Raw genomic sequence first — 21,595 nt, forward strand, 5'->3', positions numbered from 1 at the left:
CTGGTGGCATTTATAACACGACGAGCGGCAACTGTGCCACGGTTGCCGGCGGCGCAGCCAACACGGCAAGCAACGAGTATGCCACGGTTGCCGGCGGTTATGCTGATACCTCTGCTGGCAATTATAGTTTCACTACCAACAACCATTCAGTAGTACCTTCATCCTATTCCAACTCCGCCGCATTTAACGGTCAGACCGCAACCGCTTCAAACCAGACCAGAGTGGGTGTGCTTTCCAAGGCATCGGGTTCATTCACAATTGACCATCCACTTGACCCGTATCACAAGATTCTCAACCACTACTTCATTGAAGGACCGGAGATGAGAAATATCTATGAAGGCAGTGTTATCCTTGATGCATCGGGCAGAGCCGAGGTAAAACTGCCTGACTACTTCTCAGCCTTGAACAGAAACCCGCACATCCAGTTGACCGGTGTTGGCACAAGCGATGTGTATGTTGCCGAAGATGTCAAAGGGAACACCTTTGTCATTGGTGGCAAGCCTGGGACAAAGGTCTACTGGCAGGTTACCGGCGAGCGGCAGGATGTTTCAGCCGAGGCAACGAGAAGGATGATGCCGGTTGAGCAACCAAAGACCGGTGAACTTGCGGGCAGGATGCTTGATGATGACTTCCTTGCTGGCTGTATGGAACAACTGGAGCGTGAGGGCAAGGCGTCTGGTCTTGACTTCCGCACCGCTGCTGGCAGAGCCCGCTACGAAAGAATGAAAAACCCACCCAAACCAGAACCGGAAAGGGAGCATTAAGGGAGGAGAGGGGAAGCAATTTTCCTACAAGTGGGGAGGTCTTTCACATCGTTGACTGCTATTTTAATTTTAAATACAATAAACTATTATATTGTGGAAGGCAGAAGAGAAGGGACCGAAACCGGCGGCACCGAGCCGAAGACGAAAAATGTGTCTAAAGGTGCGCTTAGGCACAAAGGAGTATCACCTATGAATAATAAAAAGGTGTTGCTACCGCTGATCCTCATCTTCCCATTGCTCGTGACCGGCCAAACAATCACGGTGGTTAGTCCCAACGGCGGCGAAAACTGGACGGCATTGAATTATCATCCGATTCACTGGAACTGGACTGGTAATATATCTTATGTGAAGATTGAGTATTCCACTGATGGTGGCTCAACCTGGAATGTTATCATTTCCAATACTACAAATGATGGGTGTTATGCCTGGGTTGTTTCCTATGCGCCCAGTGGCAATTGCCGAGTGAAGGTCACAGATGCGAGCAACCCGGCAGTTTTTGATGTAAGTGATAGCAGTTTTACGATAGCAAGACCGGAAATTTCACTCAGATCCCCAAATGGCAGTGAGGTCTGGACAGTGGGCGAGCATCATGCCCTTCACTGGGATTGGACTGGCGACTTTAACCAAGCAACCCTGGAGTATTCTACTGACGGCGGTGGCTCTTGGGCGGTGATAGCGGCAAGTATTACCAATGATGGCTCTCATTACTGGACCATTCCCAACGCTCCTTCAACAAACTGCAAAGCCCGGGTGAAGAATGTATCCGACCCCTCTTGCTTTGATATTAGCGATGGCAATTTCATTATTGAGCATCCATTTATAAAGGTGAAAAGACCGAATGGCGGTGAGACCTATTATGCCAATAAATACGCCCCGATTCACTGGGACTGGACCGGTGGCTTTTCCAATGTGAAACTGGAGTATTCCACTGACGGTGGCGAATCCTGGACGGTTATCACCAGTAGCACCACCAATGATGGTTGTTATTCTTGGCATATCCCTAATGGCCTTTCCGCAACCACCTGTAAGATAAGAGTTACCAACACCAGTGACCCCAACTCCTATGATATCAGCGATAGCAATTTTACCGTCACCACCACCTTACCCCCAGACACAATCAAGATAACCTCCCCGAAAAACGGTGATCAGTGGATAGTGGGCAGGCATTACTACATCACCTGGACAACTCTTGGCTCAATCACCAATGTCAAGATTGAGTATTCCACGGATGGTGGCTCAACCTGGAGCCTGATTACCGCCAGCACCAGCAACGACGGGCAGTATGAATGGACCATCCCCAATACACCCAGCACCAACTGCAAGGTGAAGATCAGCAATGCGGCAAATCCTAATGTTTATGGGGAAAGTGAAATTTTTGCGATAAATAAACAGACCATCACCGTGACCTCCCCGGTAGCAGGCATCAGCTGGATAGGAGGAAGGCGGTATTATATTTCCTGGAACTGGACCGGTGCTTTCAATGAAGTTAAAATTGAGTATTCCACCGATGGTGGTTCAACCTGGAGCCTGGTTGCGGCTACCGCGGATAATGACGGGCAGTATGAATGGACCATCCCCAATACCCCCAGCACCAACTGCAAGGTGAAGATAAGCAATGTTGCCAATCCTGCTGCCTATGATGAAAGTGACATATTTACTATTGCGCCGCAGCAGATAACTGTAACTTCTCCAAGGGCAGGTGATATTTGGATAGTGGATAGGCACTATTATATCACTTGGAACTGGACCGGTGTTTTTAGTGAGGCGAAGATTGAGTATTCCACGGATGGTGGCTCAACCTGGAGCCTGATTGCCACCAGTGCCAATAATAACGGCTACTATCAATGGACCATCCCCAATACCCCCAGCACCAACTGCAAGGTGAAGATAAGCAACCCTGCCAATTCAGCTGCCTACGACGAGAGTGATGTATTTGAAATCAGGCAGCCAGGCGCAATAACAGAGGGGGCATTCAATTCTCCTCCATTTCAACCTATTGCCTCAATCCAGCCAAATCCGGTTAAATCCCGTGTCAATATTAGATTTTATCTCCCACAAGAAACAAATGTTGACTTGAAGGTCTTGAACAGTACTGGTGAGGTTGTCAAGGTACTAATAAACGGCAGGCATGCACCTGGCTTTTACCGTGTTACCTGGAATATTGATGAAGGTCTAACGCCCACTCCTGATGGTATCTATTTCTGCTATTTCCGTGCAGGTGATTTCCTTGTTAAGGAGAAACTGACAGTGATCCATTAGCCCCGGTAAGAATGGAGAATATGCAGCGGGCGTGCTGAGCACGCCCGCTGCATATTTTGTTGTGCTCCCGTAACACATTTAAGGTTGTCTTAGCGATTGTAATCCCTCTGGGTTTGTTAACCACCACTCTCTAAAAGCAATCACCTTGAATACCCCACGCCACCCCAAAAACCGAGAAAAGACATTGGGAGCGTAGTGAAATAACCAAGGGCACTGGTGTTTTCCGCAGCATCTCGGATGAGGCGTACACGCTGAATCTCTGAATCTTGCAGACAATTTTCCGAAAAGCGGTCATCCAGAAAGAAAGCTCACTAATCTTTGCCATTTCGGTTCTAAAAAATAGATCTGCAACAGAGACATTTACACTATATAGAACGAACCGAACCTCTTAATGCTGAACTGTAATTTTTTGCCTTGCCTGATTTCCTCCTGCCTTTATTTCAAGGAGATATACCCCGGCAGGTATTTTTGTGCAGTCAAACCAGAGTTCAGTGCTGTTGCCCTTGCTGGTAATTTTAACCGGGCATTCCCGCACCCGTCCGCTTACATCAAATAAGCGCAACCGAATCGGTTCTGACTCATGCAAAGTTAATCGCATTCGTGCCTGACCCAGAACCGGATTCGGACTCAGCCTCAGGGCAAATTCCGGCTTGGGCAATAATTCTCCAACCGCTCCCGGCTGTCCCGCACCCTTGCGAATGTAATAAACCGACTTTGTGCCCGATGCCACCTGGTCCCAGACAACATGAACCGTATCAGCAAAGAACCCGATTGCCGGCATTTCATCCATCTCGTTATCCCCGTTATAACAAAGCCGGTAGGTATTACCCCAGTTCAAACCGGCATTGGTGCTACGTTTGTAATATACCTCGCACGACCAGTACTTGTCCCGGTCACCCCACCACACCAGATTAACCCGGTTGTTACCGGCGGCGATACGCGGGTTACGATAGGTGTAGTTCTCACCCACATTGGCAATATGCTGATGCTTTCCCCAGTTTGCACCACCATCAGTGCTTTTGCGTAATGCAATCTCTTCAGAGATTCCATCACTGTCCCTTTCCTCATCCCAGACCACATAAACATTGTTACCATCAGCCGCCACATCCGGATTGAGAAAGCAGGTGTAGTTCGTATCAAGCGCTCTTAACGGCTCCCAGGAAGTCCCATTATACCGCCTCACCACAACCTGATATGAGCCAGCCGAGGAGAGATGACCGGCAACAAAAACCCTATTGTTGCTCGCCGCTATCGCCTGACCGCTGACACCGGTGGTAATTGTATCCCAGTTTGCCCCTCCATTGGTGCTGCGCCGGTACCCACAGTTCCAGACCAGATGTATCGTGTCTGAGGCAAAACAGACATCTGCCCGATAGGACTCCATTGTTGAATCGCTTACCAAGAGATCATTGCCCCAGTTCTGCCCATTGTCAGTGCTTTGCTTGAAATAAACACCATAATAACCCCCTCTTGAATCATGAAAAACGAGAGCAACCCTGTTACCCAGAACCGCCACTCTTGGATGCCAGTCGCTCAGACTTCCTTGATAAGAAGAGAGCAAGCGCGGCCGTTCCCAGTTTCTACCGCCATTAGTGCTCCTTAGATAATAAAGCCCCCGCTCCCTGCCACCACCGCCTTTGTCCGAATAGACCAAATGGACATTTTCACCAGCCACTGCAATATCCGGTTCAAAACAGGCTTCATAACCAGACACAAGGAGTGTCTCTGCGATCCAGCCGGGCAGAAACTCCACCTCTTGCAGCGCCTGATAAGCATTAATCCTGCCATGACCGAAATAGACATCAAAACCTGGCGCACCCAAATCCTCCGCAGTTCTTTGAATGATGTCTTTTAGTTCACTCGGACTCAAATCCGGGTTGCGGCTCAAAAGCAGCGCTGCAGTGCCACTGACATGGGGCGCTGCCATTGAAGTCCCCCACCACCAGTCATAACCGTTGTTACGCACCGTTGAATAAATGTTATTACCCGGTGCGGCCACATCGATCCAGGAGCCCCACATACTGTACATCCAGGAGCCGTTGTGGTTCTTAACCATGCGCTCATCATCATTGGCGGTCGCACCGACCGCAATCACATTGGCAAACCCTGCCGGGTAGAACTTAGTGCTGTCGTCATTAAGCGTGTCGTTGCCCATCGCCGCTACTGGCAAAACGCCCGAGTTCCAAGCATAGTTGACCGCTGCTTCAAGAGTGGGGGAATATTGGGTTCCGCCGAGACTCATATTGAGAATCCGGGCACCATTGTTCACCGCATAGTAAATGCCCTTACACAAATGTGAATACCAGAACCTTCCCTGCGCATTAATCACCTTCACCGCCATTACTTGTCCATACCAGCAGGTCCCGGCACCCCCGGTGTTATTGTTCGTATGGGCGGCAATTGTGCCGGTGGTGTGCGTGCCATGACCGTTATTGTCATCAACATTGTTGGTGCCGTTGGGATGTGCCTGGGTGCTGTCCTCAAAATTCCAGCCCAAGGTGTCGTCAATATAGCCGTTGCTGTCGTCATCAACATTATTGGCAGGAATCTCAGCCCAGTTGTGCCAGAGAACACCCGCCTGATAATTTGTCACAAACTCCTCGTGGTCAATGTCTGCGCCGCTGTCAAGGTTACCGATGATTATGTCCCGGCTTCCCCGTTCAATGTCCCAGGCGAGTTCAGCATCAATGTCACAGCCGGGCGTTCCAGGGTCACCCCTCCCACCCACCAGTTGCCCTATGTTCTTGAATCCCCATTGCTCTCCATAGTTCGGGTCATTGGGCGCGGGCGCCAATGCCCGCCCACAGAAGTCTGGTTCGGCATACTCAACCACATCCAGAGAGGCGTATTGCCCCACTGCGCTCTGGATGTCAATTGGCTGCTCAGCGCTCAAAAGATACACCCTGTTAAGTCCCATCTCTTTTGCAAGTTGATTGACCGGTTCGGGAAAGACTGCCGAGATGCCGGTAATACCCCAGTCTGCATTCAGCCGGTCAATTTCACCAATACCGGTGCGAACTATACCACCAAAAACCGATGCCTGAATCTCGCTTCGGAATTTGACGACGAAGCGATTGGGAGCGAAATCTGCTTCCCAATTTGCCCGTGCCAGCAAAATTGTTACCAGCATCAGGATCAGGCTTTTTTTGCTCACATTAACCTCCTTTAGTTGCCCAAGGCAACTATTTTATCATGGAACGATAATGATAACACCCTCTCCTCAATTGCTTTAATTGTATAACCAGAATTTAATCATGTCAAATCCCATAAAGGTCAACTGCCAGGCTTGCCATCAGATTTTTTAATCATTATCATTCGGTGTGGATACTGCAGTTACAGTCAAAAGCCTTGTGCGCAACTATGGCTCCTTGACCGCTGTCGATAACATCTCCTTTAACATTCATCCTGATGAAATATTTGCGCTGATTGGTCCGAATGGCTCGGGCAAAACCACTACCCTGCGCGTCATCGCCACACTTTTGAAACCCTCGGCTGGCTCGGTAAGCGTTTTCGGTTTGGATGTGGTCAAACAGGAAGCAGCAGTGCGCAAGGTCATCAGTTATCTGCCCGAGGAGGCAGGGGCATATCGCAACCTTTCCGGTCTTGATTATCTCCGTTTTATGGCCACATTTTATACCAAAGACACGGCTGAGCGGGACCGGCTGGTTGAAAGGGGAAAGGAGCTTGCCGACCTCGGCAGAAGAATCAATGATAAAGTCAGCACCTATTCCAAAGGTATGGTCCGGAAACTCCTCCTTGCCCGAGCCCTGATGACCGAGCCGAAACTGGCAATTCTCGATGAGCCAACATCAGGACTGGATGTGGAAAACTCAACCGAAATCCGTCAGCGGATAAAGGATTTTGCCCGCAAAGGTACAACTGTGCTTTTATCGTCGCACAATATGCTCGAGGTTGAGTTTCTCTCTCACCGGGTGGCAATAATAAGGCAGGGTAGAATTATCGCTCTCGGCACCCCAGCCGAACTGAAATCCCAATACACCAGCCCTAATCTTGAAGAGGTATTTCTCAAGGTGGCAAGATGAGGATATTGGGAACGATAATCCTTAAGGAGATGCGCGAACTCTTAACCCGCAAGATGCTTCTGCCCTTTTTTGCTATAATGGTGCTATTTCTCTTTATTGGCAGGGCAATCCGGGGCGAAAGAAAAAAGGCTTCGGCACCGCAACGCGCATTGGTGCTGGTTCAAGAGGAGTCGGAAATCGGTGATACCATCATCAGCCGGCTGCAGCAAAGCGGACTTTTAATCACCAATATCAGTGAACCCAAGGAACAGGCAATCACCAGGGCACAAAAGGAGAATTTCCCCTTGCTCATTGTTCTGCCCGAAAGTATTGACGAGCGGCTTAAAAGATTTGAGCCAGCGACAATAGAAACCTATACGGTAATCAAAGGGTTTTCCTTTGCCCAGACGATGCGTGGAGTAAAAATCAAATCCGCACTCGGTCAGATTAACTCTTGGCTGGCGCAGCGTCATCTGCAAACTTTGGCACCGGAATTTAATCCGGAAAATATCGAGAACCCGCTGAAAACAAGCGAATATGTAGTGTTGAAGGGTAGATTGGCGCCAGGCACTCCAGAACTGATTCAAGGGGTGGTGATAGCCCAAACATTTTTGATTCCGATTGTCCTTTTGATGGTGATCATCTACGCCAGCCAGATGATTGCCGCATCAATCGGACAGGAAAAGGAGAACAAGACCTTAGAGACACTTTTAACCGTGCCCATCAGTCGGGTATCAATCGTTCTGGGCAAGATGTTAGGTGCAGCAATTGCCGCGTTTGCCATCTCAGCCATCTTTATGGGTGCGATGGCATATTATACAACCGCATTCTCCGAACGTCCGCAGCAGATGCCGATTGACACCAATATCGCATCAACCTTAGATTTAAATCTGACTCCCGAGGGGATGATTTTAATCGGCATCACCCTTTTCCTTGCCATCCTCGCCGCGCTCGCACTTGCTACCCTCCTCGCGGTTTTCTCTGAGGACGCCAAAAGCGCGCAGGCGGCAATTGCCCCCTTGATGATTTTGTGCCTGGTGCCTTACTTCTTTACAATGTTCTTTGATATTCAAACCCTCTCGTTACCCCTAAAAATCTTTGTCTTAGCCATCCCCTTTTCCTATCCCTTCCTTGTGCCGCAAGCATTAATCTTCGGCAATTATCCCCTGATTATCTTCGGGCTCGTTTATATAACCCTCTTTGCTGCCTTGACCGTATTCATCGCCGCCCGGCTCTTTCACAGTGATCTGGTCCTCACTGCTAAACTCCGTTTCTGGCGCGGTCGTTAACAACACTTACAACTGTAGACGCAACAGTGGAAATTCATCTATATCACGCAGAATCGCAAATCCGTGCTTTTGCCAGAATTCAACCGGTCCTGAAGGGCTATCTGCCCTTCCTTTCCGAGCAAAGGTTTCTAAGGCTTTGATGTTCCTTGCCCTTGCTTCGCTGATAATACTTTTAACCATCAAACTGCCCAGTCCTTGATGTTGATAGATTTTCTCCGGAATAAAGAGGCAAGAAATCAACACCGCATCATCACTTGGCGGTCCGGACTGATACCTCACCGCATTGGGTAAGAACCTTGCTGGTGCAAACTCAGCAAAACCCACAGCCTTGTAGTCAACATAGATTAACTTGCCGCAGTCACCAAACTCCCGCCTCACCCAGCGCACCCATAACCGCTTCCGTTCCAACCGTTCCTCTTTAACCTCTGACAGAGGGTCTGTACATTCCTCAGGAAATTCCCAATACAGACAAAATTTACAACTATAAGGATGGCTTTGCCACTCAGGTGCATCTATCAGGTTTTTCTCGGTGAGGTTGACAATTTCAATCACCGCATCTCTGCCCACTGACGGTCAATCCAGGTTTTGATGCCCTTGTCTCTGATCTCAATCAGGTTCTCGATACAGTGAAACTTTATTACACCCGGGTTTTCCTTTAACAGTTTACATGGAAACTGGGAACATTCCCTGCACAGATAAAACCCTTTTTTGTAACAGCACTGGCGAATAGAGCACCTGTCATTTTCTGCAATTTCCGCCTTGCATCCCGAACAGATTCCGGCACCGGCAAGCATCTTCAGCCCCTTTTTCAGTTCATTCCGATTAACCTTATTTTCCAAAAGTTTTCCAAAACCGTGCTCCTCCAGCAAACCAAGCGCCGAACTAAATACTTGCCTGATTTTGCCGGTATACCAGTTACAGGTGCGGCAATATGAGCCGCAGAAAGACACATACCACCTTTTCTCCTCATCGTAATTCATCGCCCCCTCCTTTTACCTTTCCTTGTTCAAACCTCTATCGCGGCTCACGGAAAACAACTACCTTTTCGATCCGCCTGCACCCTGTGTTATTCGTTTCAATCAAATAAATGCCACTCCCAATCCTGGAGCCTATTTTACCGGTTAACTGCCCAAGGGAATTGTAAACATTTGCCCCATCTAAAAATTTGGGCATCTCCCTTTGGATTCGCAAGAGTTTGTTATGCCATTTTGGTCTTCCCTCGGAAATCCCAATCCCTGCTATCCAGCCGTAAAGATAATAAACATCAATGTTGCCCGAACTTTCATCCTGATAAACGATATGGAGCCCATAACCAGAATCACAGACAAGTGCCGGTCGGTCAATATTACCGTTGTCAATTTCTGTCAACTGCTCAGGCAGACTCCAGTTGCCATACTTGTCTCTGAAGGAGTAGCACAACTGAAAGTTATCAGGCGATGCCTGGGTTTTACCACGCCAGACAATATGGCATTCGTTCTCCTCGCGACAGGATGCTGAAGGTGTCCCCTGTTGATAACTTACTCCGCGGCTGACCATAAAGATTTGACTCCAGCCATTAGGAGTGCGTAAACGGTGATATATTTGCCGGTACATCTGACCGGTAACCGTCCCCTCCCAGACAACATGCCAGTTTCCATTTGCACTAACAGCAACACATGGAGAATACTGTGCTAAATCACCCGGAAATTCAGACACCTGTTCCACATTCTGCCAGACGCCATCAATTCTGCGACGGCAGAAAACCTGATTGCGCTGACTGCCAAAATCCTGACCCAGCCAAACTACGGCTAGGTTGTTGTTAGAGTCAACCGCAACCGCGGCGGCTTCATGTGGACAGATAGCCGAACTCACCTGCTCATAAGGAAGCCAGCCGGAAGTGGGGCGATACTCCTTGTGAAAAACCTGATAAAGCCCGCCGGTATCTGGGTTGCCAAACCAGACAATATGGACAGCATTGCCCCCAAGTTGAGTCGCAATTATCGGGTTCTTGCGTAGATAAGGCAAAACTGCCGGCACTAATAGAGTGTCGCCAAGCCATCTTCCCTGACTTTTATCCCATTTCTTATACCATATCCCCGCATACTGCCCGCCCTCGATATGCCAAGCGAGATGGACATTCCCACTCTGGTCACAGGCAGCTGAAGGTGGATTTGCCTGAGCAGAAATCCGGGTCAACTGCGATTCCGGCAGCCATATCCGGTTTACCCGGTCAAATTTACGTAGCCAGATTTGGTAAGGTGTTGAGCGCTGATCCTGCCAGAACACCCAGACATTCCCATCAGGGTCAACTGCGATGCTTTTCTGATAACTCAACCCTAAAACTTGAGTTCGGTTATTATCGGTCAACCTGATAATACTATCCCATTCAGTGGCAGAGCCTATCATCACAATTATCAACAATAGTAGAACATTATTCATTTTTGCCATCTATAACAGATTGACCTGTTTTCCTTTCTCTGTCAAATAATTCACTCACATTATCAATGGTTTATTGCTAAGTTTCTTTGCATCCGCTGTGGATTTTCTTGACTGAAATCAGGCAGGAATTATGATTTTTTCTATGAAACAACGGTTGTTAATTTTTACCGGCATCGCTGCGGGACTGATTACGATATCCTGTTCAGATGCACCGCTGATTGTCCGCGAGGCGAACCGAGTGGTTCTAGTTGAACTTTTTTCCACCCCGCTGGATGAATGAGAGTACTGTGCGTCCGCGGCGCGGGCGCTTGACAGCCTGAAGTCTCTTTACGGAGATTCAATGGCTTTTGTAATTTACTACTCAGGCGAAACCCATCAGCAACTCGCATCGCGGGCAGGCAAAGCAAGGAGTGAATGGTATGGTGTTGGCCTTGAGGCACCGCTTGCCTTTTTTGATGGAACATTGCGCTCGCCCCAGATTACTGTGCCGGACTCATTTTATCCGGTGTATAAAGACATGATTGATGCCGCCCGTTCCCGCAAGAGTTGGCTGGAGATGGTAATTGACAGCACCAGCACGACTATTGATTCGGCTACGCTGCAAATCAGGATAAGTATCACCCCGACCGACTCGGTGATCGACACAGTGACCAGCCTAAGGCTGGTGGCGATTGTTTATGAGGACAGTGTGCCTTATTACTCATTTTTAGTCGGGGACACAACCTATTCACCGATGACAGTACGTCAGGTTATTGGTGATAGTTTCGGCATCCCGATTAACCTTAAGTTCGGACAGGATTTTGACACATTACTGGCAACCAGTGTCAGTGGCTATAATCCCGATCGCGTGGGTGTGGTGGTTTCGGTTCAGGATTTTGCTACCAAGGCGGTGTTGCAGACTGCGGTCAAAAGAAGAATTAAAAGAGGGGAGGCAAGATGAGAAGAGAATTTATGATTTTGGCAGCCCTGATATTTGCCCTAAGTGCGGTACGCGCTGAGGAAAAGGAAGAACCCAAGTATGAAAAGGCGCCTGACTTTACCCTCCTTGATATCAAAGGCAATGAGGTTACCCTTTCTGAACTCTTAAAAAACGGACCGGTATATATGGAATGCTGGGACTTGCCCTGCGTCAACTGCATTGCCGAACTGGATGCACTTGTCCCGGTCTACGACTCGCTGAAAGAGCGGGGCTTGCAGATTATCGCCCTTTCGGTTGATAAGCCCAGTGATGAGGGAAGGGTAAAGGCGTTTGTCTCTTCGAAAAAGTGGCCGTATATTATTCTCCTTGACCAGGAGCAGAAAGTGAAAAAGGCGTATAACATCATCATCAAACCCACCGCCTATCTGATAAATATGCAGGGCGAGATTGTCTATACCCATATCGGGTATAAGAAGGGCGACGAGAAAAAAATCGCTGAGGAGATAGGCAAATGGCTACCTGAGGAAGAAAAAAAAGAGGAGCCAACTGGCGAGGACACTCAGGAACATAAATGAGCAGGCTTGTCCCGAGCGACTGGAAAAGGCGTTCCTCCACTGGGGTGGCGATGGGGGAGCCGAGGAGTAGACGGTGCCGGTGACCCCTCTCCTCCTCACCATCGCCATCTTCGCTGCTGACTTTACCATTCAGGGTGTCAACCGGGCAGAATTCTGGGGGTATCAGGAGCAGTGGGCAACCCATTTTGAAGATAAACTGGATTTAACCGCCCGCTACGCCGATTTTGATGCCGAACTGGGCATTCTTTTGTTTGAGCCATCAAAGCATAGCCCCGCGGTGCGGAGACCCTTGCGCCTGTTTGATTACTCCATTGGCTATAATCCGCAGGAACTGGAAATCAGATTGGGCAGATTCTTTACCACCTTTGGTCAAGGTCTGACGCTCTCCTCCTCGTCCGATGACGACTTCCGGCATTACAAAAGCCTACACGGGCTTATGGGCAAAATAAACCTGCCTTTCAAAAGCGAAATAACCCTTCTTGGTGCCAGATTACGCGATGTCTTTTTTCAGGAAAACACCTATAAAATAATGAATGAACTTGATACCACCGACCAGGTCTTGGGTGCGAATTTGACTTCAAGACCAAGGAAGTTTTTCGCATTTGGTTCAAGGTATGTCCGGATTAACCGCGATGTTGACCCAAGCGCAAAGGCATTTACCGAACTCTTTGGCGGTGATGTCCGGTTGGATTTCGGCCCAGCGATGATAGGTGGTGAGGCGTGCTGGCGGTTGGGAACAAGACCAGGGATTGGCGGCAGGGAAAAGGGCTTTGGTTATCTAATAAATACCGGTATCAGCCTTGCCGGGATTTCCTTTGTCGGGCAGTTCGTTGATTACACCCGCCTCGGGTTTCCCTCTGGAGTTTACCATTACAATGACCCGCCCACACCAATAAAATCCGGGGTGGCAATCAACCGTGGTGTTGATGAACGGGGTTTTGGCCTGCAGGTCTCAGGGATGCCCTTAACCGCACTTTATCTTGAAGCCAACTTAGGCAGGCTTTTTGTCCACGACGACACCAGCGCCGGTGTGGTTGAAGCCGAGGCAAAGGTGCGCTATTCACTTGGCACTAACTGGACATTTGAAGGCAAGTTCAATCATATGCTGCAAAAAAACATTGAATTAGGAACATACCAGCGCATCACCGACCGACCGAGTATCATGATTAACTATCTCTTCGGTCAACATACCATTGCCCTTGAGGCAGAGTTCGGCTGGGTTGATGAAAGGCCGACCGATACCGCCAAAGGTGCGCACTGGCTGTATCACGAACCGCTCATCTCTTTCAGCTATGGCTGTGGTGAAAAGTGGCTCTTTACACTTGGCTGGCAGGGTGTTGACAAGGACTCGCTCAAGCGCTATGACAACCAGAAATCCTGGCCTATATTTGAAACGGTTTACAACATCAATGAGCGCAATGTCCTCAGACTAAGAATAGGTGCGGAAAAGGGCGGCTACACCTGTTCGGGCGGGGTCTGCCGTTATGAGGCACCTTTCCGGGGTGTGAAATTACAGTTAATCAGCCGAATATAAAATGCGGCGGTTTATCATAATTGCCTTAGCAGCTGTCGGTGCCGCAGCAGTAGCCCTCGGTATCAAATTAGGGATGCTAACGGTTATCCACGGCTTTGCCTCCCAGATATGACTCTCCTGTATGGGTCTCGTGTAGACCCTTGAGATATGCCTAAAAGAAGAATCGCACCCTACCGTATCGGTCAGATTGCCGCTACCATTATCTTAAACGGCTACATCCTTGCCTATATTCAGAATAAAATCATTTATTCTGGCTTTCTCAAATCAATCCCTGAACCGGTTCTTAACTGCTATGGCGGACCTCTTTCTGTCTTTGCCTGCCCGCTCGGCTCTCTACAACAGATTATTGGAATGAAAGGCACTTACTGGTGGCAGAATGTTCCCTGGGTGATAATTGGTTTTTTTGTCCTTATCGGTGCGTTTGTTGGTAGAACCGCCTGCGCCTGGGTTTGCCCTTTTGGTTTGTGGCAGGACTTACTTTATAAAATTAAATCAGGACCCCGCGCAAAGGCAAAACGCTGGATTTCCTTTGCCATCATTGGCTTCATCGGCTTGATTGCGGTAATATTGCTTACCATTTTTATCCATATCGCTATCTGGAAATCACTCCTTTTTGCCTGGCTGCCGTTTATGGTGCTTCTGCTTTATACTCCCCTCAAGGGAAAAAGCGACTTGCCAAAACGCTGGTGGCTTGGCGGAATGATTGTTGGGATTGGACTCGGGCTTTTAGTTGCCTTCAAGCATGAAATCAACCTCGGCATTGCCAGCGGCGTAATAGCAATGACACTTTTCAGCCTTGTTGGTGGTCTACCGGTTATCTTAATTGCTGCACCCCTTGGTTTTGCTCTCAGCCTTTTTGGCAAACCGGTTCATCTCGGTCCGTTTGCCGGTGCAGAACTTGGGCTTTTGTTTGTTCTTATCTCAGTGCTGATAGTTCTTTTGCTCGACCGATTGGTGAAGGTGTCTCTGCCCGCAACCGGTCTAAAATTCGCCTTTTTACTCCTTGTTGCCGTTGTTGTGCCATTTCTTACTGCCGAACCCTGGTTCTGCAAACTCTGCCCTCAGGGAACCCTTGAAGCCGGAATCCCTCTGGTCCTCTGGGACCCGGTTCAGGGATTGCGGGCGCTTGTCTCTTGGCTTTTTTATCTCAAGGTCGGCATTCTCCTTTTCGTCATCTGGGCAGCGATTACAATCAGGCGCCCTTTCTGCCGCCTTGTCTGCCCGATTGGCGCGGTCTACTCCCTCTTTAACAAGATAAGCCTAATGCGGTTAAAACTTGATGCCGCCACTTGCAACCAGTGCAAAATCTGCCGCCGGGTCTGTCCCACCGATATTGAGCCTTTTGAGGACCCAAACCAGGCAGAATGCATCCGTTGTTTTGAATGTGTCTGGAACTGTCCGCGCCGCGCCTTGAAGATTACCACATAAAAGGTGCGTAAACCCTCCTGGCTCAAAACCAGACTGCCTCTTGGTGAAGAGTTCAACCGGGTCAATGCCATCATTTCAAAGTACAACCTTAACACCGTTTGCAGCTCTGCCCGCTGCCCCAACCTTAGCGAATGCTGGAACTCAGGCACCGCCACAATCATGCTTTTGGGTGATATCTGCACCAGGCACTGCCGTTTCTGCTCTGTTAAAACCGGCAACCCTCAGGGTAAAATTGACCCTGATGAACCTCAAAGGGTGGCAAAGGCGGTAAAGGAACTGGGCTTGAAATATCTGGTTTTAACCTCGGTTGACCGTGATGACCTTTCTGACCTCGGTGCAGGTATCTTTGCCCGAACGGTCAAAATCCTGAAATCTCAAAACCCTCAAATCAAAATAGAGGTCCTTGTTCCTGATTTCGGGGGAAGGGAAGAGTTGCTCCACCTCGTGGTTGATTCCGGTCCGGATGTCTTCGCACATAACCTTGAGACGGTTGAGCGGCTCTCAACTTTGGTCCGTGACCACCGCTCATCCTATCACCAGTCGCTTGGGGTGCTAAAAAAGGTCAAAAATATGGCGCCTACCCTCCTGACCAAGAGCGGCTTGATGCTCGGACTGGGCGAGACAAAACAAGAGGTCTTGCAGACCCTTGCAGATTTGCGCAGTGCCGGCTGCGATATTGTTACAATCGGTCAATACCTTCAACCCAACCGTAGATGCCTACCGGTTGCCCTTTACTGGACACCTGATGAGTTCAAGGAAATTGAAGCGGAGGGAAGAAAAATGGGCTTCAGACAGGTTTTTGCCGCACCCTTGGTGCGCAGCTCCTATCAGGCAGAAAAAATCTTCTTTGATGAACGGGCTTAACCAGAGCGCAATCAACCGCGGTCTGAAAATCTCAATCATTGAAGGCACATTTGCCACCCTTTACACCACCCTTGCCGGCGGTATGTTCCTTGCCGGACTTGCGCTTTATCTTGGTGCCAACTCATTTCAAATCGCCCTTTTGAGCGCCATCCCCGCCTTAGTGAGCGGTTTCAGTTTTCTTGCCGGTTATCTTGTGCGCCGGGTTGGTGCGCGCAAACCAATAGTTCTCTGGACCGCGGGACTGGGCAGGACGGTCTATCTCTTGTTTGTCCCCTTCCTCCTCCTTGGCATCAGATTTAAAATAGAACTCTTCCTCTTGGTGGTAATGCTCTCCAGCGTTCTGATGGCGATTGCCGGCACGGTCTGGACATCCTGGATAAGCGACCTGGTGCCTGAAGAAACAAGAGGAAGGTTTTTCGGTCTGCGCAATGCCATCCTCAATGTCAGCGGTGTCTTTGTTGCCTATGCTGCGGGCAGGGGAATGGACTGGTTAAAGGCGTGGGGTCAGGAGGTCTCCGGTTATGCGCTTGCCTTTACCCTTGCGGTCAGTTTCGGTCTGGTCTCAACCCTTCTTTTAACCCGCCAGCCCGAGCCACACCTGCCCAAAAGACCAGCACCCAGTTTGAAGGAGATATTCATCGGTCCCTTGCACGAGCCCCAGTTCCGGCGCCTGACCGTCTTCCTTGGGGTCTGGTTTCTCACCGGCACCCTCGCATCGCCATTCTACCTTGTCCATCTTATCAAAAATTTGCACTTCAGTTTTGCCGCCATCGCCATCTACTCAATGATTGGCGGCGTCATCGGTGTCCTTTTCCAACTCTTCTGGGGCAGGGTCATTGACCGGTTTGGCTCAAGACCGGTTACGGTCTTCAACTTTGCCCTTGTCGGTCTGATGCCCTTTCTCTGGCTTTTTGCAACACCAAAGTTCCGCCTGCCCATCTGGATAGATGCGGTTCTTAACGGCACGGTCTGGACCGGTGCCAACCTCGGACTCTGGAACCTCCTCTTGGATTTGGCAGACAACCCGGTGCGCAAGGAGAGTTACTTTGCCATCTACTCGGTCGTTACCGGCTTGGGTGCATTCATCGCCGCCATCTTTGCCGGCACGGTCGCTCAGCTCCTCTCCCCCTTTCACCTCACCCTCTTCACCCTTGACTTCTACAACTACGATATAATGTTTCTCCTTGCCGGCATCGCCCGGTTTGCCTCTTTGCCGTTGCTGCTAAAGGTCCAAGAACCCGGGAGCAAGCCTGTCCGCTACACCATCAGGGTTCTTGGCAACTTTGCCCTCTGGCGCCTGAATGCGGGCAAGGATACCGTCCTTGAGGCGCTGGGCATAAAATCAAAGGATTGACAGGAAAAAAACCCTGGTTAAATTTACTATTGAAAGGAGAACCTTATGAAGAAACTGACCGTTTTAACACTCCTCCTCGCCGCAATGGCGCTTGGTTATCAGCGCGTGGTTGTCTGTGAGGAAGCCTATTCTGAAGGTTGAGGCTCCTGTGCCACAGCCAGCAGTGTGCTGGACCAGATTTGCTATGACTATGCCGGCTATGTGGTTGCGGTAGAATGGCATGTCAGTTCATCCTATCCGCTCTACTCTGCCGAGGCAAGGGCAAAATGGCGGATGTATCCTCCGCCCTACAACGGCTCCTATGCCACACCCTGGCTCTGGGTTGATGGCAGACAGCGCGGCTACAACTACAACCTCTGGCGCAACTATGTTGCCAGCCAGATTTCGGTCCCAACCCCGGTCCTGATTACCCTTTCTGGAAATTACGACCCAGCAACCCGCGAAGGTGAAATCAAAGCATTGATTCAGAACGACTCCACCGAAGACCTGACCGCCCGTGTCTCGGTTGTTGTTACAGAAGACTCCATCTACTATGCTGCACCCAACGGCGACCCCTGGCACAACCATGTCTGCCGCGACTACATCCCTGACCAGACCGGAACGGTCCTGACAATCCCTGCCGGTGCTGCTGATTCGGTAATCCTGCCATTTACCATCAACTCCAACTGGAACGAGGAAAAGTGCAAGATTGTTGTCTATGCCCAGAGCACCGAAATGGTTCCTGCCGACTCATCCTATCCTGCCTATCAGGGCGCTGAGGTGAATATCCTTGACCTGGTGGGAATACAGGAGAAAAAAGCGTATAACCTCAAACCGCAACTGCGCATTATTCCTAACCCGGTTCGGACCAAAGCCGAGCTTCTCTTCAACGCCCAGCCAGGCACACCCTATCAACTCCTCCTCCATTCTCCTGATGGCAGACTCCTGAAAAAATTCTCTGGGATTGCGTCAGGTGAAACCAAACTGCGCATAGAAAAAAGGCTTAACTCTGGCATCTACCTCTACCGCCTTACCCTCAACCAGTCAACATTCAGCGGCAAACTTATCGTAGCCCAATAACCCAAAACATCATTAAAGGCGGGCAAGATGCCCGCCTTTTTATTACTACCAGCACCTCTTCACCGGGCAGAAAAATTATGCCGGTTTCCAGAAGTCTAAGATATATTCAAATGTTATGCTAAGTGTTATGTAATTGTTAGGCCAGCCGAAAATTCCTACTTTATTGACAAGGTTTCTTTTGTCCCAGATGATTATGTTGCGGAGTTCGTAGCCAACCGACTCCAAAGCATCTATTATATGCTTATGTATTAGTGTCCTTTTATTATTCTGCCAAAGGTCATTGACATTGATCACACAGTGCGCCTTAGGTTTTAGTAGAGGCAGAATCCCTTTATAAATCTCGGCCAGCGCCTCAACATAGCGCGGCATTTCCATTGTGCCCAAATCACGCGGGTCATCAGAATACTGAAGAACCTTGAGATAATGCCTTTTCCTTAAATCGCTCCGCAAGCTCTTATTCTTTCTCGGCGTATTTAACATATTGGCGTAAGGGGGGGAGGTTACACAAAGTGCAACCGTCCCTTCATCTAAGTATTTGGGAATATCTCGAGCATCAGCACAGATAGCTAACTGTCTTGTAGGTGAATCAAACAGCGTTTTTTTGCTCACCCGCATATTAGCTAGGGAAACATATTTTGGATTCAGGTCGAATCCTACTGCATTTCTTTCTAAATCCTGAGCAGCAACCAACGTTGATCCAGTTCCAACAAATGGATCAAGGACAAGTTCACCCCGATGAGTAAATAATTCAATGCATTTGGCAGGCAGTGAAATTGGAAAGGCTGCTGGATGAACCTCCTTATCCCGAATATCTCGCTTTTCATAATAGCATTCCCAAATTGCCACTTGATGTTTAATCCATTCTTTTGGGGTAAGACAATTTAATTTTCGTGACGGGCAATCGCATATCCGGGTATAACCAATTTGTAGCCGCGTAGGGACTAAGGAAATTGTTGCACCTTCCTTAGCCAAAAATTGTGGCTGGTTTTTTGCAGTCTTCTTTTTCATAATTCTTCTATATAGGAGAAAAGGCGCTCAAGTCTTGATTCTGGAGTGCGAAAGCCAGTTCCGTGATTCCGGGCGCGCGTCCCCTTATCATGCAACCTTAGGTCAACAAGAATATTGCCTTGTTCAATTTGGTCTTTAATAATGCTTGGTGAAGTGCCTCGCAACAACCTTGCTCTTGTAAATCTAAACCATTCTTTATCCCCTCGGATTTCACTCTGGGCACTCACGAGAATAAGAGCCGGCACCTTTGCCATAAACTGCCGGGCAAGGTCAGTAAGCCGCCATTCTACCACAACGACACCAGATATGTGCCTAACCGATATTGCAGCCTCGTCGATATGAAGAAAAAGCCCCGCGCTATTAGGCATCCTGGACATAGTAAAGTAAAGCCCCAATCGTCCATTTTCATCAGGCACGCCAAATTTTCTCACTGCATCCAGTTGATTCATTTTCCATGCTCGGCGATTAAAAGTGAATAATGTTATCATAGATGTTGAATCTACTCGATGCGTCTTTAATTCTACTTCCCCTAGGTCGGGCAAAGCAATATTATTCTCGGTTAAACCCATAAGTTGTTCAAAGGTATGCCCGACACCTGTTGGTCCTCGTCTTTTGCTCGGAACCCATCCGAGTTTCTTAATCTCACCAAACCGTTGTCTAAACTCGGCAATAGTCATTTTTTCTTTTTTATCTATACTATATTTTAACCAGTAATTCTGGCAAAGTCAAAAAATTTGAGTTTGCTTTGGAACATTTAGCCGCTATCTAAAGACATTCTTACAAACCTGTCTCTGGGTATAATTATATAACTGTTTGATTTTTAAGGCGATAGAAGAAGGGGGCTCGTCCCCCCCACCCTCCCCTATTTTAGACCGGTCTTTTGACCTGTTTGGGGGTTGGCGTTACAATCAGAGTTTTCAGTGATAGAACAGTCTGAGTTTGGTAAAGACCATCACCATCCCGTATTCATCAGCCGCCCGGATGATGCCCTCATCACGGGTTGAGCCGCCCGGCTGGATGATGTATTTGACATTGCTTTTTGCCGCCCGGTCAATGTTGTCCCGAAACGGGATAAACCCATCCGATGCGAGGCAGATGCCGTCAAATTTGGAAAGCCACTCCATCTTCTCCTCAGGGGTGATGGGCTCAGGCTCTTCGGCAAAGTGCCTCTCCCAGATGCGTTTTTCCTCAAGGGAGGCGTTTTCCTCAAGAAACACATCAACTGCGGTTGCCTTTTCACCCTTGCTTGTCCCTTTCTTGAACTTGAGATTCAAGACCTTGGGATGGAGCCTTAAGAACCACTTGTCCGCCTTGGCGCAGGCAATCCGCGTGCAGTGAATCCTTGACTGCTGACCGGCGCCAACACCGATAACCTGACCGTCATAGGCAACTGCGACCGAGTTTGACTGGGTGTATTTCAGGGCAAGATAGGCGATGAGCAAATCCTGCCGGGCATTTTCCGGAATCGTTTTTTTCACGGTTACCACATCCCCAAGCAGGCTCTCATCAATCCGGGCGTTGTTGCGCTCCTGTTCAAGGAAGATTCCAAAGAGCTGCCTTATCTCCATCACCGGCGGCTGCCACTCTGGGTCAATCTCAAGAATTGGAAACCTCCCTCCCCTTTTAGTTTTTAGAATCTCCAGCGCCTCGGGCTCGTACCCCGGTGCGATGCAGCCGTCAGAAATCTCCTTGGAAAGAAAGAGGGCGGTGGGCACATCAACCACATCAGAAAACCCTGCCCAGTCCCCAAAGGTTGACATCCTATCAGCCCCGCGTGCCCGGGCATAGGCGCAGGCAAGGGGTGAAAGCTCCTGGTCAGGTACAAAAAGGGAGCGGGCAAGATCCTTATCGATTGGTTTGGCGATTGCCGCACCTGCCGGGCTGGTGTGCTTGAAACTTGCCGCCGCGGGCAGACCGGTGAGTTCCTTCAGTTCCTTTACCAGTTGATAGGAGTTTAAGGCGTCAATGATGTTGATGTAACTGGGAGAGTCGTTAAGCACCCTTAGGGGCAGTTTGCCCTCAGGGACATAGATACGGGCGGTCCGCTGATGCGGATTTGTGCCGTAGCGCAGTTTTATCTCATCCAACAGGTAAAAATATTA

Annotated in this window: 20 protein-coding genes; 12 read left to right on the forward strand and 8 right to left on the reverse strand. The window is 49.2% G+C overall.

Annotated elements, in window-relative coordinates; genetic code table 11:
- Together ABIK47_03015 and ABIK47_03020 are read left to right on the forward strand one after the other, a co-directional pair.
- Positions 1 to 764 (forward strand): hypothetical protein (locus ABIK47_03015; GenBank protein ID MEO0019595.1); only part of this gene is annotated, 764 nt, incomplete at its 5' end.
- Positions 765 to 953: 189 nt separating this feature from the next.
- The gene (locus ABIK47_03020) at positions 954 to 3,023 is read left to right on the forward strand and encodes a hypothetical protein (GenBank protein ID MEO0019596.1); all 2,070 of its coding nucleotides are present in this window, start codon (positions 954 to 956) and stop codon (positions 3,021 to 3,023) included.
- Between the two features lie 130 nt (positions 3,024 to 3,153).
- Here the strand turns inward: ABIK47_03020 and ABIK47_03025 are convergent, their stop codons facing one another.
- Positions 3,154 to 3,348, reverse strand: coding sequence for a hypothetical protein (locus ABIK47_03025; GenBank protein MEO0019597.1), 195 nt, complete (start codon positions 3,346 to 3,348; stop codon positions 3,154 to 3,156).
- Between the two features lie 63 nt (positions 3,349 to 3,411).
- A complete protein-coding gene (locus ABIK47_03030; protein ID MEO0019598.1) occupies positions 3,412 to 6,177 on the reverse strand; it encodes a S8 family serine peptidase in 2,766 nt (921 codons plus the stop codon).
- A 166-nt stretch (positions 6,178 to 6,343) separates the two neighbouring features.
- On the opposite strand from ABIK47_03030, the gene ABIK47_03035 reads away from it, so the two are divergent.
- On the forward strand, positions 6,344 to 7,066 hold the full coding sequence (locus ABIK47_03035; GenBank protein ID MEO0019599.1) for an ABC transporter ATP-binding protein: 723 nt from the start codon (positions 6,344 to 6,346) through the stop codon (positions 7,064 to 7,066).
- Positions 7,063 to 8,334 carry an ABC transporter permease gene (locus ABIK47_03040; protein MEO0019600.1) on the forward strand — a complete coding sequence of 424 codons (1,272 nt, stop codon included), beginning with the start codon at positions 7,063 to 7,065 and terminating at the stop codon, positions 8,332 to 8,334. The genes ABIK47_03035 and ABIK47_03040 overlap by 4 nt, the downstream gene beginning before the upstream one ends.
- A 6-nt stretch (positions 8,335 to 8,340) precedes the next feature.
- On the opposite strand, the gene ABIK47_03045 is transcribed toward ABIK47_03040, so the two are convergent.
- Genes ABIK47_03045 through ABIK47_03055 form a run of 3 tightly spaced genes read right to left on the reverse strand, consistent with a single transcriptional unit; the run spans position 8,341 to position 10,761 of the window.
- Positions 8,341 to 8,886, reverse strand: coding sequence for a GNAT family N-acetyltransferase (locus tag ABIK47_03045; GenBank protein ID MEO0019601.1), 546 nt, complete (start codon positions 8,884 to 8,886; stop codon positions 8,341 to 8,343).
- Complete coding sequence (locus ABIK47_03050; protein MEO0019602.1) at positions 8,883 to 9,314, reverse strand: DUF3795 domain-containing protein; 432 nt, start codon at positions 9,312 to 9,314, stop codon at positions 8,883 to 8,885. The genes ABIK47_03045 and ABIK47_03050 overlap by 4 nt, the downstream gene beginning before the upstream one ends.
- Positions 9,315 to 9,348: 34 nt before the next feature.
- A complete protein-coding gene (locus ABIK47_03055; GenBank protein MEO0019603.1) occupies positions 9,349 to 10,761 on the reverse strand; it encodes a hypothetical protein in 1,413 nt (470 codons plus the stop codon).
- A gap of 133 nt (positions 10,762 to 10,894) precedes the next feature.
- Here ABIK47_03055 and ABIK47_03060 point away from each other — a divergent pair, with 133 nt between their 5' ends.
- The 8 genes from ABIK47_03060 (at position 10,895) to ABIK47_03095 (ending at position 18,485) form a co-directional block, all read left to right on the forward strand.
- Positions 10,895 to 11,032, forward strand: a complete 138-nt coding sequence (locus ABIK47_03060) for a hypothetical protein (GenBank protein MEO0019604.1) — start codon at positions 10,895 to 10,897, stop codon at positions 11,030 to 11,032.
- A gap of 60 nt (positions 11,033 to 11,092) precedes the next feature.
- Entirely contained in the window at positions 11,093 to 11,692 is a 600-nt protein-coding gene (locus tag ABIK47_03065) for a hypothetical protein (GenBank protein ID MEO0019605.1), read from the forward strand.
- Positions 11,689 to 12,246 (forward strand): TlpA disulfide reductase family protein, encoded by a 558-nt coding sequence (locus ABIK47_03070; protein MEO0019606.1) that lies wholly within the window; start codon positions 11,689 to 11,691, stop codon positions 12,244 to 12,246. The genes ABIK47_03065 and ABIK47_03070 overlap by 4 nt, the downstream gene beginning before the upstream one ends.
- Positions 12,247 to 12,319: 73 nt before the next feature.
- The gene (locus tag ABIK47_03075; GenBank protein ID MEO0019607.1) at positions 12,320 to 13,780 is read left to right on the forward strand and encodes a DUF6029 family protein; all 1,461 of its coding nucleotides are present in this window, start codon (positions 12,320 to 12,322) and stop codon (positions 13,778 to 13,780) included.
- 147 nt (positions 13,781 to 13,927) lie between these two features.
- Entirely contained in the window at positions 13,928 to 15,208 is a 1,281-nt protein-coding gene (locus tag ABIK47_03080; GenBank protein ID MEO0019608.1) for a 4Fe-4S binding protein, read from the forward strand.
- 3 nt (positions 15,209 to 15,211) lie between these two features.
- Positions 15,212 to 16,072, forward strand: a complete 861-nt coding sequence (gene lipA / locus ABIK47_03085; protein MEO0019609.1) for a lipoyl synthase — start codon at positions 15,212 to 15,214, stop codon at positions 16,070 to 16,072.
- A complete protein-coding gene (locus ABIK47_03090) occupies positions 16,059 to 17,426 on the forward strand; it encodes an MFS transporter (GenBank protein MEO0019610.1) in 1,368 nt (455 codons plus the stop codon). The genes lipA and ABIK47_03090 overlap by 14 nt, the downstream gene beginning before the upstream one ends.
- Before the next feature lie 165 nt (positions 17,427 to 17,591).
- Positions 17,592 to 18,485: an Omp28-related outer membrane protein gene (locus ABIK47_03095; GenBank protein ID MEO0019611.1), complete on the forward strand. Its 894-nt coding sequence runs from the start codon at positions 17,592 to 17,594 to the stop codon at positions 18,483 to 18,485.
- Positions 18,486 to 18,560: 75 nt separating this feature from the next.
- On the opposite strand, the gene ABIK47_03100 is transcribed toward ABIK47_03095, so the two are convergent.
- From ABIK47_03100 to ABIK47_03110, 3 genes are all read right to left on the reverse strand, one after another.
- Positions 18,561 to 19,493: a DNA methyltransferase gene (locus ABIK47_03100; GenBank protein MEO0019612.1), complete on the reverse strand. Its 933-nt coding sequence runs from the start codon at positions 19,491 to 19,493 to the stop codon at positions 18,561 to 18,563.
- On the reverse strand, positions 19,490 to 20,170 hold the full coding sequence (locus tag ABIK47_03105) for an MvaI/BcnI family restriction endonuclease (protein ID MEO0019613.1): 681 nt from the start codon (positions 20,168 to 20,170) through the stop codon (positions 19,490 to 19,492). Before ABIK47_03105 ends, ABIK47_03100 begins: the two co-directional genes overlap by 4 nt.
- Before the next feature lie 240 nt (positions 20,171 to 20,410).
- A complete protein-coding gene (locus tag ABIK47_03110; GenBank protein MEO0019614.1) occupies positions 20,411 to 21,583 on the reverse strand; it encodes a phosphoribosylaminoimidazolecarboxamide formyltransferase in 1,173 nt (390 codons plus the stop codon).
- Between the last annotated feature and the right edge of the window lie 12 nt (positions 21,584 to 21,595).

The organism is candidate division WOR-3 bacterium (genome assembly GCA_039801245.1).
GTDB lineage: Bacteria > Hydrothermota > Tepidihabitantia > Tepidihabitantales > Tepidihabitantaceae > JAOABP01.

Excerpts from the sequence above, each read along its gene's own strand:
- ABIK47_03020 (MEO0019596.1), top strand. The coding sequence starts at position 954 with ATGAATAATAAAAAGGTGTTGCTACCGCTGATCCTCATCTTCCCATTG.
- ABIK47_03025 (MEO0019597.1), bottom strand. The coding sequence starts at position 3,348 with ATGGCAAAGATTAGTGAGCTTTCTTTCTGGATGACCGCTTTTCGGAAA.
- ABIK47_03040 (MEO0019600.1), top strand. The coding sequence starts at position 7,063 with ATGAGGATATTGGGAACGATAATCCTTAAGGAGATGCGCGAACTCTTA.
- ABIK47_03050 (MEO0019602.1), bottom strand. The coding sequence starts at position 9,314 with ATGAATTACGATGAGGAGAAAAGGTGGTATGTGTCTTTCTGCGGCTCA.
- ABIK47_03055 (MEO0019603.1), bottom strand. The coding sequence starts at position 10,761 with ATGGCAAAAATGAATAATGTTCTACTATTGTTGATAATTGTGATGATA.
- ABIK47_03060 (MEO0019604.1), top strand. The coding sequence starts at position 10,895 with ATGAAACAACGGTTGTTAATTTTTACCGGCATCGCTGCGGGACTGATT.
- ABIK47_03065 (MEO0019605.1), top strand. The coding sequence starts at position 11,093 with ATGGCTTTTGTAATTTACTACTCAGGCGAAACCCATCAGCAACTCGCA.
- ABIK47_03070 (MEO0019606.1), top strand. The coding sequence starts at position 11,689 with ATGAGAAGAGAATTTATGATTTTGGCAGCCCTGATATTTGCCCTAAGT.
- ABIK47_03080 (MEO0019608.1), top strand. The coding sequence starts at position 13,928 with ATGCCTAAAAGAAGAATCGCACCCTACCGTATCGGTCAGATTGCCGCT.
- ABIK47_03090 (MEO0019610.1), top strand. The coding sequence starts at position 16,059 with ATGAACGGGCTTAACCAGAGCGCAATCAACCGCGGTCTGAAAATCTCA.
- ABIK47_03100 (MEO0019612.1), bottom strand. The coding sequence starts at position 19,493 with ATGAAAAAGAAGACTGCAAAAAACCAGCCACAATTTTTGGCTAAGGAA.
- ABIK47_03105 (MEO0019613.1), bottom strand. The coding sequence starts at position 20,170 with ATGACTATTGCCGAGTTTAGACAACGGTTTGGTGAGATTAAGAAACTC.